The 20,909-nt window shown below is 40.0% G+C and carries 15 protein-coding genes; 5 read left to right on the top strand and 10 right to left on the bottom strand.

Annotated features, from left to right (window positions below):
* Positions 1-1,024: 1,024 nt before the first annotated feature.
* Both E4O07_RS12585 and E4O07_RS12590 read right to left on the bottom strand, forming a co-directional pair.
* Entirely contained in the window at positions 1,025-1,420 is a 396-nt protein-coding gene (locus tag E4O07_RS12585) for a type II toxin-antitoxin system VapC family toxin (RefSeq protein WP_253686340.1), read from the bottom strand.
* Positions 1,417-1,656 carry a type II toxin-antitoxin system Phd/YefM family antitoxin gene (locus tag E4O07_RS12590; protein WP_253677608.1) on the bottom strand — a complete coding sequence of 80 codons (240 nt, stop codon included), beginning with the start codon at positions 1,654-1,656 and terminating at the stop codon, positions 1,417-1,419. Before E4O07_RS12590 ends, E4O07_RS12585 begins: the two co-directional genes overlap by 4 nt.
* A gap of 254 nt (positions 1,657-1,910) precedes the next feature.
* Between E4O07_RS12590 and E4O07_RS12595 the strand changes: the two genes are divergently transcribed.
* On the top strand, positions 1,911-3,884 hold the full coding sequence (locus tag E4O07_RS12595) for a hypothetical protein (protein WP_253686342.1): 1,974 nt from the start codon (positions 1,911-1,913) through the stop codon (positions 3,882-3,884).
* A gap of 324 nt (positions 3,885-4,208) precedes the next feature.
* Entirely contained in the window at positions 4,209-6,455 is a 2,247-nt protein-coding gene (locus tag E4O07_RS12600; protein ID WP_253686344.1) for a hypothetical protein, read from the top strand.
* Between the two features lie 67 nt (positions 6,456-6,522).
* Here E4O07_RS12600 and E4O07_RS12605 read toward each other — a convergent pair whose 3' ends face one another.
* The 8 genes from E4O07_RS12605 to E4O07_RS12640 form a co-directional block, all read right to left on the bottom strand.
* Positions 6,523-8,280, bottom strand: a complete 1,758-nt coding sequence (locus tag E4O07_RS12605; RefSeq protein WP_253686346.1) for an FAD-binding oxidoreductase — start codon at positions 8,278-8,280, stop codon at positions 6,523-6,525.
* Positions 8,281-8,293: 13 nt separating this feature from the next.
* Positions 8,294-9,853, bottom strand: coding sequence for an FGGY-family carbohydrate kinase (locus E4O07_RS12610; protein ID WP_253686348.1), 1,560 nt, complete (start codon positions 9,851-9,853; stop codon positions 8,294-8,296).
* Positions 9,850-10,206: a DUF1667 domain-containing protein gene (locus tag E4O07_RS12615; protein WP_253686350.1), complete on the bottom strand. Its 357-nt coding sequence runs from the start codon at positions 10,204-10,206 to the stop codon at positions 9,850-9,852. The genes E4O07_RS12610 and E4O07_RS12615 overlap by 4 nt, the downstream gene beginning before the upstream one ends.
* A complete protein-coding gene (locus E4O07_RS12620; protein WP_253686352.1) occupies positions 10,196-11,593 on the bottom strand; it encodes an NAD(P)/FAD-dependent oxidoreductase in 1,398 nt (465 codons plus the stop codon). The genes E4O07_RS12615 and E4O07_RS12620 overlap by 11 nt, the downstream gene beginning before the upstream one ends.
* Positions 11,590-13,341, bottom strand: coding sequence for an NAD(P)/FAD-dependent oxidoreductase (locus E4O07_RS12625; RefSeq protein WP_253686354.1), 1,752 nt, complete (start codon positions 13,339-13,341; stop codon positions 11,590-11,592). The genes E4O07_RS12620 and E4O07_RS12625 overlap by 4 nt, the downstream gene beginning before the upstream one ends.
* Positions 13,342-13,358: 17 nt before the next feature.
* Positions 13,359-14,081, bottom strand: coding sequence for a FadR/GntR family transcriptional regulator (locus E4O07_RS12630; RefSeq protein WP_253686356.1), 723 nt, complete (start codon positions 14,079-14,081; stop codon positions 13,359-13,361).
* 160 nt (positions 14,082-14,241) lie between these two features.
* A complete protein-coding gene (locus tag E4O07_RS13540; RefSeq protein ID WP_371921864.1) occupies positions 14,242-14,529 on the bottom strand; it encodes a CC/Se motif family (seleno)protein in 288 nt (95 codons plus the stop codon).
* 11 nt (positions 14,530-14,540) lie between these two features.
* Positions 14,541-15,914 carry an L-cystine transporter gene (locus E4O07_RS12640; RefSeq protein WP_253686358.1) on the bottom strand — a complete coding sequence of 458 codons (1,374 nt, stop codon included), beginning with the start codon at positions 15,912-15,914 and terminating at the stop codon, positions 14,541-14,543.
* Positions 15,915-16,066: 152 nt separating this feature from the next.
* Here E4O07_RS12640 and E4O07_RS12645 point away from each other — a divergent pair, with 152 nt between their 5' ends.
* The 3 genes from E4O07_RS12645 to E4O07_RS12655 all read left to right on the top strand — a co-directional run bounded on the left by E4O07_RS12645 (position 16,067) and on the right by E4O07_RS12655 (position 20,508).
* Positions 16,067-16,750 carry a TetR/AcrR family transcriptional regulator gene (locus tag E4O07_RS12645; RefSeq protein WP_253686360.1) on the top strand — a complete coding sequence of 228 codons (684 nt, stop codon included), beginning with the start codon at positions 16,067-16,069 and terminating at the stop codon, positions 16,748-16,750.
* Between the two features lie 125 nt (positions 16,751-16,875).
* Complete coding sequence (locus E4O07_RS12650) at positions 16,876-18,738, top strand: ABC transporter ATP-binding protein (RefSeq protein WP_253686361.1); 1,863 nt, start codon at positions 16,876-16,878, stop codon at positions 18,736-18,738.
* A 30-nt stretch (positions 18,739-18,768) separates the two neighbouring features.
* Entirely contained in the window at positions 18,769-20,508 is a 1,740-nt protein-coding gene (locus E4O07_RS12655) for an ABC transporter ATP-binding protein (RefSeq protein ID WP_253686363.1), read from the top strand.
* The last annotated feature ends 401 nt before the right edge of the window (positions 20,509-20,909 follow it).

Here is a 20,909-nt window from a genome sequence, read left to right on the forward strand (position 1 = left end):
GAGCGAAGCGACAAGCAAGTTTCGTGACAATAGCCGAGTCAGGTTGAAGCAGTTGTTGGATGCTCTTTATTTTGTATTCTATTCAAACTATCAATTATGAACCAAAGATTCCAAATCGCAAAAATAGTTATGATACAGACATTTATATATTTATTTAATAAGTACGGATATGCTTCTATAATTAATAACAGACCAACAAATAAACTCATAACCTTTTTAAGAATATTATTTTTTTTATTAAGACTCAGTATTATCACAATTGCTCCAATAATAAGAAATAATATATGTTGTGAACCAAAATATATACTTAATAACAATGTAATATTTGATTCAATTAATACTAAATTGTTTATTTGATAAACCAACCTTCCTTGGATAATCATTATGAATAATAATATTGGTATACATAAAAGAACTAATGCTAATAGTATAAGGTTTTTCTTACTACGATTAATTATTGGATTACAGATACTTAAAACAAAAAAGATACATAACGAAACAGTTGAAAAACATAAAGATTCATTTGAAAGCTGGATTGACAATTTATTATTTATTAACCATGTATCCATACTACTAGTAAAATCATACATAAAAAGACTATTAAACAAAAACGAAAATGTAAATAATGTTACAAAAATGATATATGCAATCACTAATTGCTTGATACTTTTCATTTCTTATTCCTTTATTTTCCTCTGCGCGAAGCGTCCATCCAACATATATTATGCGTATCTTGATAATAAACCAAAAAAGAAGTTTTTTCAAGTATGGAAAGCGGGATATTTTTACTTAATTGGAGATAGTTAATTTTATTTAGCCTTTGCGAATCTCAAGAGAGAGCTTGTGTGTCTTTGCGTTCCTTGCGGTTAATTTTTGATTGGATTAACCGCTAAGATCGTTAAGGCCGCAAAGAATGTTGGATTTAATTTGTATATCATGCCTTTAATTAGACCTTGGTAATGTTTTTCGCACATTCTCTTAAAGTGCAACAAGGCTTGTCGCAATGTCAGGTTGAAGAAGAGTGTTAGGACAAAATTTTTAAACCGTATTTTTTATAATTTGTAATCTGATTATCAACAGATAAAAAATAGTAATCAGACTTTATTGATTGCCAAATCATAATTCTATCAAATGGATCTTTATGCTCTATTGGTAATTTATAAAAAGTAATTAGTTCATCGTTTTGAAAAGACCTGCATTTTAAAAAACTATTTTCTACTTCTGCGTAGAATTCTTCCGGTTTAATTCCATTTAGCGATAATTTTCCCATATTAAATTTTATTGATATTTCCCATAAACTAGCCTGACTATAAAAAACTTCATTTTCATCGGCTAATAATTTATTATAAACCGACCGAGATATTTTACTTGTATCAATAAATGACCATAATAAATAATGTGTATCTAATAGGATTTTCATAAATTAATAAACTCTTCATCCGTAATAGCCCAATTTTCACTAAATTCAACTGTTGCTTTCCCTTCCAATGTACCGAGTTTCCTCATTTTTATCCTTTTATATTCTTCAATTGGAACAATTACCGCTATTGTTTCTTTTTTTCGGCCAAATGCTATTCCGATTTCGTTACCTAATTCCACTTCTTTCAAAAGTGCAGAGAAATTTGTTCTTATTTTCGCTACGGACAATGTTTTCATATAAGTATAGTACCATATATGTATAACATAGTCAAGTTGTACATGTTTTAAGAAATGCTATTTCAATGTTACATAGCGTTTTCTTAATTTTACTCACCGCTACTCTATAATTAACCGTAAATAATTTTATCTATTTGTTACACCACAGGTGTCGTCCTATGTAAACTGCAACTGCCCTTTGAAAATCTCTTAATCTATGTTATAATGCAATCATAAAATGTCCGCAAGGTTCCGGCAAAGAAGAGGTGATTATTTTGAGTTTCTTAAATATTTTTAATAAAACAAATAGAAAGGTAATTCCGTTAGCTTATTATTTGGATTATGAGCAAGATGGAGAGTTCATTGAAGAAAATTATAATGATGTAACACTTGCGAATCCTGATGACTTTCCGGAAGATCTTTTTGAAAAAATAATAATTATGACAAAAAGACTGCACGAAATGGGTGTATATGAAGAAAAAGAGATTGTCAGATTTATCATTCCTAAAATGCTTGAAGCTCTTGAAACAGGCGGAATTTTGTCGGGTGTTTCCATATCGAGTTTTGATACGGCAGGTATTGTTTTCGGAGAAAATTATGCAGGCTGGATATATAAGGGCGAAACAAAAAAAAGGGATGAACTTTTTTATAGAGTGCCGTATCAGTTAATTTTTTATCATAGCAAAAAAGAAGATAACTATTTTATTTGTAAAACAAAAGACAGACTTGAATTAAGACAAAACAAAGTGTCCGTTACAAATTCGGAAAACAAAGAGCATATCATAAAAAATACAAAAAGTGTAAGCTTAACCGAAATAGAAATGAAAGAACTAAAAGCTTCGTTCTCTATATTATTTATGTATACCAAAATGAATATTTTATTGAAGATGAAAAAGCTCGGCTACTCGGCGTTTGCAGAAAAGATAGCGGAGTATTTTTGCACATCGGCAACAAAAGATGCATTTATATCCTGTGTCAATAAATATTTTTCTTTAAGTATATCGAAAGAAGATGAAAATAACTTTGTGTATGAAGATCGCTCCTTTAAGGAATTTTTATTAGAGCTTTTGATTAGAAACAATGAGAGTTCGCCCTTGAGCTCTTCCTATGCAGGTATTATTAAGTGGGCGGAAGAAAAAACCGGTATAAAAATCCGTCCTCAAAAAGAGTATGATGACCATATGGAATTTATACGATATCTTTCCGATGTTCTTGCAGCCAAAGGTTTCTATCTTTATTTTCTGATAAAGGAAGATGTTTTGCATAGGACTCATCTTTTAATTGGAAAACAAAAGCATATTTTTGAAAGCAATCCGAATTTCAGTTATGAAATTACAGCCCTTAGTGAGGATTTACTATACCGCTATGCTGAAGATATTTCAATCGAAAGAAAAGTAAGAGAAAGCGCGAAAATCTTTTATCATATTATCGAAGTAGAAAATATAGATACGATGATGATGTACATTATAGGAAATAGAGTATTGGATTATGCACTTTTTCAAAATTATTATTTATCGGTAGTTTGTTCCGATGAAGATATGGATATCTATGATATTTTGAGTGAACTTTTATCAAGATACGATATGCCCGATTTGATAAAACACGCATCAGATTGTGATAGTACATTGGATAATCTTTATTTTTCAGAATTTGAAGCTGTGAATCCCGTGGACAGAGCTATACTTTATGCAGGTTTAATCAGACAAAATAAAAAGCTGCTGTATTCATTTGAAGTAGGAGACTATTTCTATCTTGGAATTATTGAAGATAATCTCGAAACAAAAGAAAGTTTTATAAAATGCGTAGACAATCTTTTAGAAATGAAGGAAATTGAAAATTACGTTATCTATGATGGTGAAGACAAAGAAATGCCTGTAAATCTTCTTTCCGGAATGGACATAACAATAGACGGTAAACATATTTATACACAAGAAGATCTAAAAGAAAAATTTTATAAAGAGAATGCAGAAAATATAAGCCAGGAAGAAGCTGATAAATATCTATCAAGAATTGCGATTAAAAAGCCTGAGGTTAAAATATGTGTTTCAAATTATGAGGAAGAACCGGAGTTTACAATAAAAGCGGAAAATGGGAAGTATTTTACAAACCTGGATTTACTTTTCCAAATACACAAACAGTTGGTTGAAAAAACAGATTTTGCAAAAGTATTCGGCAATAAGATATGTATTTCAGGTTTAAGGTTAAATGTAGACAGAGATAAATACTATCTTTTTTGGGATGCGGCATAAGTATCTATTTATAAGTATGGTGAAAAAGGAGTTTGATTTTTTAGAGTAGACAAAAGCTCAAAGATAGCTTATTATTTTTAAAACTTAAATTTAAGGAGAGTCATTAATGAAGAAAAAATTATTTAATTTTTTTGTGACAGGTATGCTTTGTGCAGTGGTTTTTAGTGCCTGCGATCATAAGCTGAATTCAGACGGGGGTGGGGGGGGGCAGTTCAAACCCCTTTAAGTACTCCTAAACCTGTAAAGGTTACGTGGAGTCCTGCATCTTCAGCAGATACCGAAATAAAAGTAGGCCGTCAAAATAGTGCCGGGCATGTTTTTAATTTGCTGCAATCAGGTGATGAGGTTTATACCGGATTAAAACTTTGGATAAACGCAAGCAGAAAAACAAAAGCCCTTGATAGAGATAAGACTACAATCAACGGTAAATCGATCAAAGATATCGGTAGTGATATTGCTGGTTTTACGGTTGATGGGCTTATATATTACACTATACCGCATACTGATACAAAAGTGCATATAGATTTTATATTTAGGGATGCTGAGCCGGTAAATATTGAGTGGAAAAGTAAAAATTCCGATGGAGTAGTAAAACGCTGGCTTGACTATGTTGAGGATGGTCCTCCTAATTACGACGACAACACAAGCGGATCTTTTGCAGAAGATTCTGTGTTGTATTTTAGCGGCCTTCCAAATCATGGTAAAATCATAAAAAAATGGTATATAAATGGCAAAGAACAAAATACCGCTCATAGGTTTATCGCATATAAGGTATTAAAAAATGATATTGTTGGCGGCAAAATCCTAATAGAAGCCGAATTCGGAGATAAGGAAACCGATATACCTGTTTATTGGAAGAGCTTGGATGAAACAAAGGGAGCGGTTTATGCCAGAGGTAAGGTGAATGGAAAATGGACAGATTTAACCTCAGGACATAAATTTGAAGAAGGATATTTCTTTTATGTAAATGCTCGGCCAAAGCCGGGCTTTATCGCGGATAAATGGTATATAAACGGCGAAGAAGTTCCCGGGACAGGTATTAACCAACTTAGATATACAGTAGCCTCAAAGGACATAAAAAACGGTAAAATAGAGATAAGCGTTAGTTTTAAAGAAGCTCCTAAAATTAAGGTAGAATGGTTCATAGATGAACCGGACAAGGGAAGTATTAGGGCAGAGCAGGTTATAAATGGAAAATGGACTGAAGTTCAATCAGGAAGCCTTTTTGATCAAAGCTCAAAGATCTGTATTGTTGTAGAACCCAAAGAAGGCTATGCTCCAGATACCTGGTATATCAACGGCAAGGAGGCAGATACTGAGACTAAGGGAGAACCTGAGTTTTGGTACACCGTAAAAATTGAAGACATAGCAAACGGCAGTATAAAGATAAGCCACAAGTTTAAAGATGCCGAAAAAATTCAAATGGACTTCATCAAAGAAGGAAACGGAAGAATAAGCGTACATAATCCAAAAACTAATGCGCTTATTACCGACACCCAAATATATGAAGGTACTCAGCTTAGGATAAAGGCCTCTCCCTTTTTAGGCTCGAAGTTTAAGCATTTTGAACTTAACGGTAAAAAGATAAATTCTTCGCATTGGGGAAATGGTGTATATGCTACAGATTATACTGTAAAAGAAAAAGATAAGGATAAAAATTCGGGTAAAATCAGTATAAATGCTGTTTTTGAAAATGATCCCGATGCTCCTTCTCAGGGTACTATACCTGTAGAATTTTATGTTGAATCAGGTCATGAAGATAAGGGTAGTATCATCGCATTATTCAATGATAAAAAAGAATTTGCAAGCGGTTATAAATTCAAAGAGGGAGATGGGATTAGCTTTTATGCCCTGCCCAAGGACGGCTATCAGGCTAAGTGGTTTGTAAATGGAACGGAGTATCATACGGGTAATAACTGTTATATTGAATTAGATTCTCAAAACATATCTGGTGGAAAATTATCCGTAAAGGCTCAGTTTGTTTCTGCTAATCCTGTTAGGCTTAATTTTAGTTCAGAAGGAAACGGGAATATAAGGGCCGAAAAGCTCATGGGAGGGGATTGGATTACTGTCAACTCCGGTGACACTGTTTATGAAGGTACGGATATTTCTTTTGAGATTGAAGGTGCCGAGGGCAATATGGCCGATTGGTTTATAAACAATAGCGAAGCGGTTAATGAAATAGGTTGGGCCGGTTCTCTAGGTTTTAATATAACGGATCATAACGCTGGCGGGGTGTGCACGGTTGAGGCCTCATTTAGAAAAGCCGAAACCTATCCTGTTTCTTTTAAGATTGCAGAAGGCGGAGAGGGTAAGGGAAGCCTTTCAATTAAGTATTGGGATATAGTAACAAGAACAACAGTTACTACATCAGAACAAAATATATCTATTAAGGAAGGTTCAAGTAGTTTAAGGTTTATGGTCAGCTTAAATGAGGGAGCACAGGTAGAAAAATGGACTATAAACGGAGAAGCCCAACAACACAATCCAAAAACTTTTTGGTTTGGAGCCCTGCATAAATCTAAACTAGGCGGTCAAAACAAGCTGGAAGTTGTAGTACACCTAAAGTAAAAACTTAATTAAAAAGCCGATTGGACCCGCAGGGACTAATCGGCTTTTTATTTTATATTATAAAAAATTAAGCTTCCGTCCAAGTTTTTCCGGCGTATTTCGGTTTCCGCTTTTGGTCTTCCGTCATGTCGAGGCCGAGGGTTCCGCCCGGGTTCATTATGTTGTTCGGGTCGAAGTGTTTTTTTAAGGCCTTAAAGATTTCAAAATTGGTCTTGCCTATGGACTCTTCAACCCAGGCTGCCGTCATCTTGCCGACACCGTGATGGTGGCTCATGGCAGCCCCTGCCTTCATTATATTGTCGAAGATGCCGTACTGGTATTCTACATATTCTTCCTTATTTTTAAAAAGGCCTATAAAGATAAAGTAGAGGTTGGCTCCTTGAGGATAGGCATGGGAAAGATGGGTCATGCAGACCGTGTGAGGGCGGGATTTTGCAAATTTTCTTACCTCTTCGTGAACCCTCGGCATCATATCCCAGGTTACGCTGCATTCCATTGTGTCGATTATTACGCCGTAATCCTGTAAGGATTCCCTTAAATAGGGATCGGTAAAGCGGCCGTGCTCCCAGCCGTCTACAGGCTTACCGGTTAAAAAAAGTCCGCCGTTTTGTTTACATATCCGTTTTACCTTTTTGTAAAGCTGCTTTGAAAATTCTTTAGCTCCTTCGCTCCAACCTAAAAAGAGGCAGCGCTTCATCGGTTTGTACCCCATGAGGTTCATTGCTGTTTCGGCTATGGTGCCCTCTACTCCGTAAAGCTTTAAAACCATGTCGGTTTCTTCCGCATCCGAAAGCCTAAACACCGAAGGAAAGCCCGATTCGTTTTGCATAATTTCGCGGCAGGCCCTCATTCCGTCTTCCCAAGTTTTAAATATAAAGCTGAACTTTTTGCGGGTTTCAGGCCTATATCTAAAAAACCGCAAGGTTACATTTGTAAGAATTCCAAAAGAGCCTTCGCTTCCCATCATAAGCTCATCGATATCGGGGCCGACGGCATGGGCGGGAAGTCCGTAGCTTTTGACTATGCCGGCAGGCGTTACATAGGTTTGTTGGAATACAATATCCTTTATGTTTCCGTAATAGGTGGAATTTTGGCCTGCTCCGCGGGTAACTACCCAGCCTCCGACGGAGGAGTACTCAAAGGACTGCGGGAAGTGTCCGCAGGTGTAGGCCATCCTTGCGTTGAATTCTTTTTGTGCATTGTTTAGGTGAGCTTCCAGTTGAGGACCCGACATTCCGGCTTGAACCGTGATTGTCTGGTCTACCTCATTGAAGGCTAAAACCTTGTTAAAGTTTTTACGCATATCGAGGGAGACGCCTCCCTTTACAGCCTCAACACCCCTTGTAACGGAAGAACCGCCTCCGTACACATAGAGGGGAATCTTATGTTCATTTGCATATTTTACGAGTTTAACGATTTGCTCATGATCGGAAGGGTATACAACAACATCGGCTATGTTTTCGAGGATGCCCTCACGGAGGCGATAGGCATCGTACATTGTTTTTCCGTAGGCGACAGATACCCTGTCCTTAACGGCTGTGCTTACATCTGCCTCTCCGAAAATTTCTTTTAGGGCCTCAATGTGCTTTTGTTCCAGGTTTACCGGAAGGCTTTTGGGCAGGGTTTCAAGCCCCTCAAAACGCTTTTGCTTAAAAACCTCATCTCCGATGCCGAAGACGGTTTTCATATATTTATAAAGCCTTTCGTTAGGCTCCTTAAATTCGTCTGGGCTGCCCCACTTTGCAGCCTCTCTAAAAGAGCCCTTAGGCGGCGGTACCTGTTCCCAAACAGGCTTAAAATCCTTGTACTCGTATCTTTTTCCCATAGGTCATTCTCCTTTACCCGTTCATTTTTTTTGTTTCGGGATAATTTGTTACTCTTTGAATATCCTTGTAAATATCTTTTAATGCAGGATATATTTTTTTGTATACGCCGAAAAGACCGTCATAAAGGGAGCGGTGCTCGGGGTTCGGTATAAATTCTTTTTCGTATAAGACCATTTCTTTTACGGCATCTTCGATTGAAGCATACTCGCCTATTCCGGCTGCCGTTATGATTGCAGCTCCGAGGGAGGAAGCTTCCGCCGTTTTTCCCCGTACAAGGGGGCGGTTTAGGATGTCTGCGGTAATCTGACAGATAGCATCACTTTGGGATGCTCCCCCCGAAGCAGCAACTTTTTCACATCTCAACCTTCCCTTGGCTTCGATTAATTCCAAGCCTTCACGCAAAGAGTAGGCAAGACCTTCGATTATAGCTCTGTATAGGTCATCTCGGCCATGGACATCGCCGAAACCTATGATGCTCCCCTTAGCATAACGGTCAAAGACGCTTGCTCCCCAGTAGGGCTGGAGCATAAGCCCTCTTCCGCCCGGCGGAGAAGCGTGCAAGAGCTTATCCAAAATAACTTCGGGGATGATGCCCTTGGATTCGGCCAGCTTACATTCTTCCTTGCCGAGTTCTTCCTTAAACCAGCTTATCATCCAATAGCCGCGGAAGATTTCCAATTCCGAAAGCCATGTATCTGGAAGAATGCCGCAGTAGGCAGGAAAGAGTTTTTTATATTCAAAGTATTTTTTTGAGCAGACTTCGATTGTGGCGGTTGTGCCGAAACTTAAAGAGGCCAGAGATGAATCTACTACGCCCGCTCCAATCGTTTCACAAGCCTTGTCGCTTCCGCAAGCAACAAGGGGAATACCTTGAGGGAGTCCCAATTCTTTTGAAATTCCATCCGTTAGGGTGCCGATTATTTTTCCGCTTTCGGTAAGGTCATGCCTTTTTTCGTTTTCCAGGGGCATAAGAGTTTCTTCGATCGAATGTTTTTTTGCCCACGCTCTTTTTCGATTCACGAATGGAACATAACCGACCATCGAGGAGACGGCATCGCAGGCCTTTCCTGTGAGCTTATAAATAAACCAGCCCGAAAGAAAAAACATCTTCCATGTTTTATCCCAGATTTCGGGCTCGTTTTCCCGAAGCCAGTTCATCTTACAATTTGACTGAACTGTAACTATAGGATCGTAAACTCCGGCTGCATGAAATGCTGTTCGTACAAGAAAGTTGGGATGATAGGGACCGTGGGCTGTCCTGTTGTCGAGCCATACAATTGCGGGCCGCAAAACTTTTCCGTCTTTATCGACCAGAACTGTAGTAGCCCTCATTGAAGAGATGCCCATTCCTGCAATGTTTGCAAAAGCATCCGGGGCTTTTTCTTTAAGATTGGAAAGGCCTTCTTTTAAGGCATTCCAGTAAACTTCAACATCCTGTTCTGCCCATGCCGGTTGAGGACTTGTATGGGGTTTATAGGAAATACGGCTTGCTGCCAAGATATTTCCCTTTAAGTCAAAGAGCATGGTGCGCAAACTTTGAGTTCCGCAATCGACCGTCAAGATGGTTTTCACTGGGATCCTCCTGCAGAGATTAAATCGGCTCCGCTTTCGGCAAAGTTTTTTACGATTATATCTCCAGGGCTTTTTGAAGAGTCCGCTTTAAGTTTCCTGATAAGGTGCATGTATTCTGCAAAATTTTTTAAGGGAACTTCTTTGCTTGTTTTTACCGGAAGCCTGGGGAATCCCTCTACCGAAGAAGCTATCGTGCTTGTAAGAATTCTCATCGGGCAGACGGCCTCGGCTTTTCCGTAGGAAAGGCCCTTGGGGCATTTATTGCCTGTAACGCTGATGTTTTTGCCTTCGATTTTTACGCTCAGTCGGCAGCCTCGCGGGCAGGCTGTACAGATAATGTTTTTAGTTTCCATTATTGGCCCCCTTATTTTCCGATGAAGATTCGCTTAAAACTATTTCAAGCTTTTTTGCCCCTCTTAGTTTTTCGCAAGGCAAAATAAAGCGTTCCATTTCGGGAGGTTTAAGCTCTTCGTATTTACGATGAAAGACAGTTTTGCCTCCACTCTTAGTTTCCGCCTCAGGGCTGTCCTCAAAGCAGACTTTAAGACTCACCGTAACATTTTGCATTTCTTCTGAGGCTCTAAAATAAAAGATGATAGAGCCCTCTGCCTCTGTGTCGATTTTTTGCGGAACAACATAGAGGATTTTTCCTCTGATATTTAAGGGCAAAAGTTTTTCCGCCCCGGTGCTAATATTTAAAGGGCAAGTTTTTTCTTCCCCGGCCCTCATGTTTAAAGCAAAATCGGCAGCGGCTTCTCCCGCAATTTTTCCCGATTCGGAAACGTAATCGACAAGGTCGTTTACATGCAGGGCATTTCCGCAAGAAAAGAGACCCGCAATTTCCGTGTGCATAAATTGATCTACGATTGGTCCCTTTGTTCTTCCGTCTATAGGAACATTGAGGCTTGACAGTATATCGTTTTCGGGGATGAGGCCTACGCTTAAAATCAGGGTGCCGCAGGGAATTCTTTTTTCGGTTCCTGCAATCGGATGCATATTTTTATCCACTTGGGCAATCTTTACTGCCTCGACCCTTTCCCTGCCTTCAACCTCAATAACTGTTGTTGATAGATGAAGGGGTATGCCGTAGTCGTCAAGGCATTGCACGATGTTTCGGCTGAGGCCTGAGGGGGTGGGTTTAATTTCGTAGACCCCCTCTACCTTTGCGCCTTCAAGGGTGAGTCGGCGGGCCATTATAAGACCTATGTCTCCCGAACCCAAAATTACGCATTTTTTTCCCGCCGTAAGCATCGGCATAAACCCGTGAAGGTTTATGAGGGCCTGTGCCTGTCCTGCAGTAAAAATACCTGCCGGTCTTTCCCCGTGAATGTTTACCTGCCTGTCAGTCCTTTCACGGCAGCCCATAGCTGCAACAAGGCTCCTTGCTTTAAGCTCAAAAATTCCGTATTCGGGATTTGTAAATTCCATGCAGAATAAATCATTTTCTTTTTTTAGTTTGGTTAAAAAGGTAAAAAGAAAAATATCGATATTTTCTTTTGCCTCTGTCATTTCCTTATAACGCCATGCGTATTCAGGGCCGGTAAGCCTTTCCTTAAAACGGATTAGACCGAAGCCGTCATGGATGCACTGCTTTAATATTCCGCCTATCTGTCCCTCTCTTTCTACAAGGGCAATTTTCAGCTCAGGACTTTTTTCTGAGGCAGCCAAGGCCGCCGCCATTCCGGCAGGGCCTCCGCCTATAACGATGACATCATAGTCGTTAAATGCAAGTTGTTTCATTTTTCGCCTCCGCTAAAGGCTTCAAAGTTTTCTATCGGCTGAACAAGCTCGGAACCCTCTCCCTTCTTTGTGATCGTTTCAACGGGGATGCCTTTTTCTTCTGCAATAATTTTTAAGATATGGGGAGTACAAAAGCCTCCGTGACATCTGCCGGCTCCGGCTCTTACCCTTCTTTTAATTGCATCAAGGGTGAATACATTTAGAGGATTGTTTACCGCATCCCTTATTTCGCCCTCGCTGACCTCTTCACAGCGGCAGATTATTTTTCCGTACTGGGGATTTTTTTCGATTAAAGCTTTTCTTTCCTCAGTTTCCATTTCGGAAACAGGCTTCATAGCTTTTCTGATCGGCGAAAAATTCTCTTTTAATTTTACGTCCATTTTTTTCTTTAAAATTGAAACGGAAATCTTTACGATGTCCTCTGCTACGGCAGGAGCGGAAGCAAAGCCGGGGGACTGAATTCCTGCAGCGTGTACCAAGTTGTCGACCCTCTCGGAAGCTTCAACGATAAAATCTTCTTCCCATGTGCAGGCCCTTGTTCCGCTGTAGTAGGTTATTATGTCGGAGGGTGAAACCTTTGAGTTTAGCTTTAAGTGTTTTTTTATTTCTTCAAAGGCTTCGGGCCTTGTAGAAAAATCCTCCCTGTCCATAACCTCTACGGCATTCGGCCCTATGAGGAGATTGCCCTCAACGCAGGGCATGATGCCGCCGCCCTTTGAGTGCCCTTTCCGCAGTCTTAAAAGGCTCGGCATGGCGGAGCTTGTTTTTTGCAAACCCTTTAGCCTCTTATCGAGGATGGCATCCGTTCCCTTGCGTGCATGGATCGAAAAAAATCTGTCGCCTGCAAGACCTGCAACCTTGTCTGCCCAAACTCCGGCAGCGTTTATTAAAAGTTTTGTACGGCAGGTTCCGCGGTTGGTTATAAGTTCTGTTACGGCAGTGCCTTCTTTTTTGACACCGGTGAGGGCCGTGTTAAAAAAGAATTCCGCTCCGTTTTCGCAAGCGTTTTCGGCATAACAAACGGTAACCTTCATGGGGGAAGCAACCCCCGCCGAGGGAAGCCATAGGCCTCCGTAGTTTTTATCGGTCATAAAGGGATCTATTTTTTTTACTACCTCGCGGGAGCGGTAGCCGTAATCTCCGTCCACTCCGTTTAGGCGGCATCTTCTTTTCATAAGGGGAATGAGCAGTTTTAAAATCGGGTGATAAAAGAGGAAAAAACTTCCGCAGCGGTTTATTTCAAAGCCCAGCTCTTCGGAAACCTTTGTGTACATCCTGTTGCCGCGGGTGTTGAGTTTGCCCTTTATCTTTTTAGGATTATCTGCAAAGCCCGGATGAATCATTCCGTCATTGTGCCCCGATGCCTGCATTGCAACATCGCTTTCTTTTTCAAATAGGGCAATTTTTAAATCGTAGCGGGATAATTCTCTTGCGATGGCGCATCCTATTACTCCCCCGCCTATGATCACGGCATCAAAGTTCCTGTCCTCTAAAAGAGAATCTTTTATTTTCGGCAGGTGCATGGGTTTTTCCCCCTTGCCGTTTATAGTTAGATCGTTTACGACTCCCTTAAAACCGCAGCGGGCGGCAGCATAGCCGGCCGCCATCCTCTCCTCCATCGAAGAAACATCGCCTTCTAAAATAACGGATTTTACATCAAGGGCGATTTTAACCTTTTTATCGAGTCTAAGCCGTTTTAATTTTTTTTGTAAGCGTAACAGTTTTTTACTAAAATCCTCATCTTTCATAACATTGCCTTCAATAATTATTTATGATAAGCTTCATCCCGATATGTTTCAGGCTTAGTTAACTGTATCATTATACGTAAAGCCCTTTCTTCATCTGCCTCGATTAGAGCATTAAAAAAAAGCTGTTTGTATTCCGGAATTTTATCTGCATAGGAAAGGTCTTCACATAAAAACTGTTTAAATTGGTGTTTATAAATTTCTTTTGCTGTTTCAAAGGTTAGTAGAAAAATAGGGCTGTCAGATAATTCTATCAGTGTCCGGTAAAATTCAAAGTCTTCAATTGCTGAGGTTTCAATGTTTTCCGGACTTGAAAAATGTATCTTATTATTTAAAGGTAGAAAAAAATGATAGCGTTCTTTTACCGATAAATTTGAAATTCTTTTTATAAGTTTTTTTATTATATGAGTTAAAATAAGCTGTCTGAATTCTACAAGTCCTTCTTCAATTTTTTCAGGCTCGGATATTTGCTTATTGCGATAGAGTTCGGTTAAAAGTCCGATAGATATAAATGAGGTAAAATCGTTTACTGTACAGCCGTGCCGCGGTCTAATTGTGATAAGCCCCTTGGTTTGCAAGCTGAGCAGGGCCTCATGTACTACCGGTCTTGAAACACCAAAGCGTTCTGCCAATTCTCTTTCAGGAGGGAGATATTCTCCGGCTGAAAAGATTCCGGTTAAAATTTCGTCCTGAATAACCGATGCGATTTTTTCTTTTTTTAAACCTTGTTCCTCCGTTTTCATAACATTCCTCCCATAAAACTTTTTTTAGTCGTGGCCTTACCACCAATATGCTAGCACAGAGGTTTAAATTTGTCAAGTTTTATTTAGAAGATTTTAATAAAAAAGCGGCAGAGGCCTATAAAGACCTTCCTGCCGCCTTAATTATATTTTATTCAAATGCCTAAAAAACGATACCTTCGACAATCAATTTTTCGGAGAACAATACTTTCTTGTATTTTACAAAAAGAGTATCGTTGGATGCATTGATTTTATTTTTCACATAAACATCAATATCCCCCGATTTTATCAATTTGAAGTCTTCTTTATCTTTTTTAGGTTCTACCGGTGACACGACCGGCTGGGGTTCCCCAACGCCTCAGGAAGCACAACCTATTAGGTCAATAGTTATTGCCTTAGAATCGATTTTCTTTAAATAGTCCAATACCTTGGAATCAATATTTATTGTCATATAATCACTCCTTATTCAACGATGATTTCTTTTCTATTGTAAATTGAGTCATCCAGTTCACCCGTTCTTTTTGCTGCAATTACACCGGAAAGAAGAGAATCGCTTACGTTTAAGGCTGTGCGGCCCATATCGATGAGGGGTTCAATAGCAACAAGAAGACCTGCAAGAGTTATCGGAAGGCCCATTGAGGATAGGACTATGATTGCGGCAAATGTTGCACCGCCTCCTACACCAACGATTCCGAAACTGCCCAAGGCTGTAATTAGGATAAGCTTTACAAGGAAGACAGGTGCCAATGGATTTATGCCCAATGTGGGGGCAATCATAACTGCCAACATTGCGGGATAAATTCCTGCACATCCGTTTTGTCCGATACTGGTACCCAAACTTCCTGCGAGGTTAGCTATACCTTCGGGAACACCTAAGTTGTTTACTTGGTTTGAAATAGTCAGAGGAAGGGTTCCTGCCGAAGATCTTGAAGTAAATGCAAACATAAGATTTGAAAAACTTTTCTTAAAGAAAGTTATGGGATTTAATCCTGCTGTAAGTAAGTACAAGCCGTGTACGATAAACATGATGATAATTGCAATATAGCTTGCTCCGATAAAGCCGATAAGTCTTAAGATTTCGGAAAAATTTGAAGTAGAGGTAATATTAATCATAAGGGCTAAAACGCCGTAAGGTGTAATGCGGAGAACCATTCGGACAAGTCTCATTACTACATCAGAACATGAATTAAGCCATTTAATAAATACCTCTGCACTGTCGGGATTGCTTCTTTTTAGGAATAAGGCTGCAAAACCAAGCATGGCCGAAAAGAAAACCGTAGCCAGAGTTGCGTTTGAGCCCTGACCTGAAAATGCGTAGAAGGGATTTATCGGTATGATTTCGAGAATTTGCTGCTGAATCGGCTTTGCCTCAAAGTCATGAAGTCTGCCTTCCATGGCCTTTCCTCTTGCGATTTCACTTTCACCGGCTGTGAGATTTTCTGCCGATAAGCCGAATGCAGAGGTTGTAAGGGCTCCAACTAGTGCGGATATTGCAACGGTTATCATAAGAACAGCTAAAATTCTTCCTGCTGCTTTTCCGATATTTTGTTTTTGTGTAGCAATCGATTTTGTAATACTTACAATAATTAAAGGGTAAACAATCATCCTAAGCAATCTTACATAACCGCTTCCTACTAAAGTAATCCAGCTCATAGCTTTTTTGATTAAAGCCGTATCCTTAATAGTCAGCTGCAATATTGCACCAAAGATGATACCGACGGCAAGGGCTGTAACTACGCGCACATTAAAGCTCATGTTAAGTTTTTTCATGTATCTAATTCCATACATGAGTAAGAGTGCTGCGGCTACAATGCCTACTATCCATATTGTGTTCATAAAAACTCCTAGTGATTTTGTATTTTAAAATCTATGGACCATTTTATATCATAATTGAAAACTTTTTACTAGAGTGCTTTTATTAAATAATTTTTTATATATCGGAACAATATTCTTGACAAAAAAGTTAAAAATGATAACATAACTTTGTTATGGAAAAAGATGTTAAATCTTCAAAAAAAAACGATTTAAAAGATAAAAGCATAAAAGCTCCGATATCATCCAAAGAAAATATTCTAAAATATGCCGCTAAAGAATTTTTAAAAAAGGGCTGGGAAAAGAGCAATATCAGGGATATTGCAAAAAAAGCAGGCCTCACGACCGGGGCGGTTTATTTTCATTTTAAAAATAAAGAAGCCTTATTCGATGCCTTAGTAAAAGATACATATTTTGAGCTTTTGAAAAAACAAAAACTTATGTACGAAAAACATTTTGCTATTCCCATTACAGAAAAAGAAAAACGGAGAGTCGTACGCTTGGAAGGCCGGAAAGAAATGCTTGAATATGCGTACCGGAACTTTGAAGCAATGAAGCTGCTTTTATGTTCAGGGAAAGGAACAAAATATGAAGACTTGTTCGATAAAATGATGAATGCCGTGTATGAGGCTGATCGCAAAGCATATGAAGAATACGGTATGCTGCAAGGCCGGCCCCATGTTGATATTGAACTTTTCAACACTATCGATAGATCTTTTTGGGAATGCCTTTTCCGCACAATAAAGATGGATACTCCATACGAAAAGGCTCAGCGATATGTTTTGATTCTGGACGATTTTTATGAGGCCGGATGGCAAAAAATTTGCTATGACCCCGCCGAAAGTTACGCTCTTGAATAACCGCACACCACGAATTCATCTTCTTTTTATTTAATTTGCTATTGACAAAATTGTAATAAACTACTAACATAACAAAGTTATGTTAGCTTGTGTTAATATCTTAATTTCACAAGGAGAATAAATTTATGAATGAAAAAGAAGAAAAAAAAGCGCCTAAAAAAGTGAAACAGCCAGGAGTTGTTACCCGCATTTTGGCTTATGCGGGTAAACACAAGCCTTTGATCTATTTGTCGCTTTTTTGTTCGGCGCTAAGCACAATTGCGCTTCTTATTCCGTATGCGCTGGTTTTTTATGTAATGCGCGATATCATTTCGGCATATATGGCAGGGACTGCGGTAGACCTTGAGCAGATGATGGTTTATGGAGGAACCGCTTTAGCAGCTGCTGCAGTGGGCTTCCTCCTTTATTTTGCTGCTCTTATGTGTTCGCATATTACCGCATTCAATTTGATGGGAAATATGAATATGCTCTTAACGGACACCTTTGCAAGATTGCCGGTCGGCTGGCATACGGCACACTCAAGCGGGGCAGTGCGCAAGGTTTTTGAAAAAAATGTCCATTCGCTTGAAGCCCTTATAGCGCATATGTTGCCCGATGTTGTGCAAAATGCGGTAAGCCCCATTGCCGTTTTATTTTTAATGTTCTTTTTCGATTGGCGGTTCGGGCTTATTTCGTTTTTGCCATTGGTTATCGCTTTTGTTCTGCAAGGTGTGTTTATGGCAAAGGGGCAAAAAAGCGGCTTTATGGAAAACTACGAAAATGCCCTTGAAAAAATGAACAGTGCAGGAACCGAATATATCCGCGGCATTTCAGTCGTAAAAACATTTAATCAATCAGTACACCGCTTCAAAGATTTTTATACTTCGATTATAAATTACCGAGATTATGTTTTAAAATATTCGATGAGCTGGGAAAACGGCTTTTCCATGTTCCTTGCGCTCTTAAAAACGGGCTTTGTGTTATTAGTGCCTGCCGCAATCATCTTTGCAGGAACGGCAGCTCAAGGCGAAGGATATACAGAATTTTTATACGGCTTTATTTTTTATCTTTCCCTTTCGCCGGTTATGCTCAACATGATGATAAAAATAATATACGGCTCAAGTTTGAATATGCAGGGAGGAGATGCGCTTAACCGTATCGAAGCGATTTTAAGTGAAAAAGCGGCGCCCGAACCGGAAAAGTCTATTATGCCGCAAAGGTTTGACATCGCATTTAAAGACGTTGTGTTTTCATATCAGGATGCAGAAAAAAAGGCGGGCGCGGAAGAGAAAACCGCAGGCTCTTTTAAGAAGGCTATCAACGGCATATCGCTGAATCTTAGCGAACATTCGCTTACTGCTCTTGTCGGCCCTTCAGGCGGCGGAAAGACAACCCTCGTCAATTTGCTCGGACGCTTTTGGGAGCTTGATTCGGGGGAAATTACTATCGGCGGCGTAAACATCAAGGACATCAAAACCGACGACCTTATGCATCTTGTCAGCTTTGTGTTTCAGGAAAACAAGCTCTTTAAAGAAAGTATTTTTGAAAATATCCGCTACGGCAAAAAGGATGCAACGCGCGAAGAAGTGCTTGCAGTGCTCGAAAAGGCTGAATGTATGGACATTATCGAAAAGCTTCCGAACGGCATAGACACCGTGTACGGCACCAAGGGCACCTATGTTTCAGGCGGAGAGGCTCAGCGGCTTGCCGTTGCCCGCTCTCTTTTGCAGGACGCTCCGATTGTCGTGCTCGACGAGGCGACCAGCTTTGCCGATGCCGAAAACGAACATAAAATCAAAAAAACATTCAGTCAGCTGCTTACAAACAAAACCGTCATCATGATTGCTCACCGGCTTTCTTCTGTCGTAAATGCAGATAAAATCTGCGTCATCAATAACGGCAAGGTTGAAGAAATTGGAACGCATGCAGAGCTTTCGGCAAAGGGCGGCTTGTACAGCAAGATGTGGAACAACTTCCAATCGGGTATCAGCTGGAAACTGAATGCTTAGGGTAATTATAAATTTTTATAGGGAGAAGTTATGTTAAAGGATTATTTTGCTTTATCGGACAAGGGAGCACGGGATTTAAATAAGGCATCCGCTCTTGCGACCTTTGGAAATTTGTTTTTGATTGTACCGCTCGGTCTTTCATTTTATGCTTTGCAGGAACTTTTAAAACCGCTTCAAGGAGAAACTACTGCGCCTCTTAATCCGTGGCTGTTTGCGGGTTTGTCTTTACTCATTATTCTTGTGCTGTTCTTAATTGAAAAACTCAAGTACCGCAAAACATTTAATACTTGTTATGAAGAGTCGGCAAATGTGCGTATCTCGCTTGCTGAAAGCATTCGAAAACTGCCGCTTTCATATTTCGGAAAAAAAGATTTATCCGATTTAACGGCAACGCTTTTAAATGATGTTACCACAATAGAACACGCTATCGGGCATACGGGTGCCGACTTATTCGGAGCTATTGCTTCAATCATTATATCGGCCGCGATGCTCGCATTTTTCGATTGGCGCATGACCCTTACGCTCTTTACCTGTTCTGCAATCGGTTTTTTTCTTGTCTATATGTCGCGTAAACAATCGCGCCGCTTCGGCGTTCAGATGAACAGTATCCTTTTCGGTATTTACAATTCCATTCAGCAAATGCTTGACAATATTAAGGTACTCAAGTCTTCCGACAAAAAAGATGATTATGTGCAGGCGGTAAAAGACCGTATTGCATTTAGCACCAAGGAAGCGGTAAAAGCCGAATTGTTTACAGGCGTGGTTATGATAGGTTCGATTATCGTTGTGCGCTTCGGCTTCCCCCTTGTCATTGCGGTCGGTGCCGTTTTGTATGCGAAGGGAAGCCTGCCGCTTTTTACCTACCTTGTTTTCTTGCTGATTGCGGGAAGAATCTTTGAGCCGCTTACTGCAGTCTTTATGATGCTCGGCGAATTCTTTTTTGCTCGTACGGCGGTAGAACGTCAGCTGGAAATCATAAACTATCCTAAGCAGGCGGGAAGCGAAACATTTAATCCTAACGGCTACGATATTCAATACGACAACGTTTCGTTTTCGTATAATAATGATGCCGAGCGCGACACGGTAAGCAATATCAGCTTTACCGCCAAGCAGGGAGAAATTACAGCACTTGTCGGACATTCGGGCTGCGGCAAATCCACGATTGCCCGCCTTGCAGCGCGCTTTTGGGATCTTGCTTCAGGCACGGTGCGCGTCGGAGGTATCGACGTTTCTACCATAGACCCTGAAACGCTTTTATCCGCTTTTTCGATTGTGTTTCAAGATGTCGTCCTCTTTAATGATACTGTGTACAACAATATCCTTGTCGGAAATAAGGATGCAACAAGAGAGCAGGTACTTGCCGCTGCAAAGGCTGCGCGCTGTCATGATTTTATCGAAAAACTGCCGCAAGGCTATGACACGGTTATCGGCGAAAACGGCTACACCCTTTCAGGCGGAGAGAGGCAGAGGCTTTCCATTGCCCGCGCACTTTTAAAGGATGCACCCATCATTCTCCTTGATGAAGCAACCGCAGCCCTCGATCCCGAAAATGAAACTCTCATTCAAGAGGCTTTGACAAAGCTTGTCGAAAACAAAACCGTTATCGTTATCGCTCATCGTTTGCGAACCATAGAAAATGCCGATAAGATAGTCGTTTTAAAAGAAGGCAAAATAGAAGAAATCGGTACACACGAGGAATTGATGAAAGGAAAGTCATCGTATCCGAGGATGTATACGTTACAGAAAGAAAGTGAAGCCTGGTCAGCATAGGCTTTTAAATATGCGGGCGATTACGTTGTCGCTGCATAAAAATTAATCTTCGACGTGCAACAAGCACGCCTCCGGTTAATTTTTATTGGCTCCTAGTACTCACCTCGCCTATTTAAAAGCCGCGGGCAGTAGGGGTTGACTCTTTGTACTTGGCCTTTAATCCCTAAATAATGGACTCAGCCATGGACTGAATATTTCCGGTGACGCTCCAATAAATAACAGCAATTTTTGATCATTCTATTGACAGCTTTTTTATTTTTTGATAAAATCTTCATTAATGTGTGCGGTTGAGTCCGTATTTTCATGGAGGTGCAAGATGATTTATTCCTTAATTACTATAAGTTGCAAATTTTGCATCTCTCGTTTATTTTGAGAACATCGGTTTTTCCGATGTTTTTTTT

The sequence above is a fragment of the Treponema sp. OMZ 798 genome (assembly GCF_024181385.1).
Classification (GTDB): Bacteria; Spirochaetota; Spirochaetia; order Treponematales; family Treponemataceae; genus Treponema_B.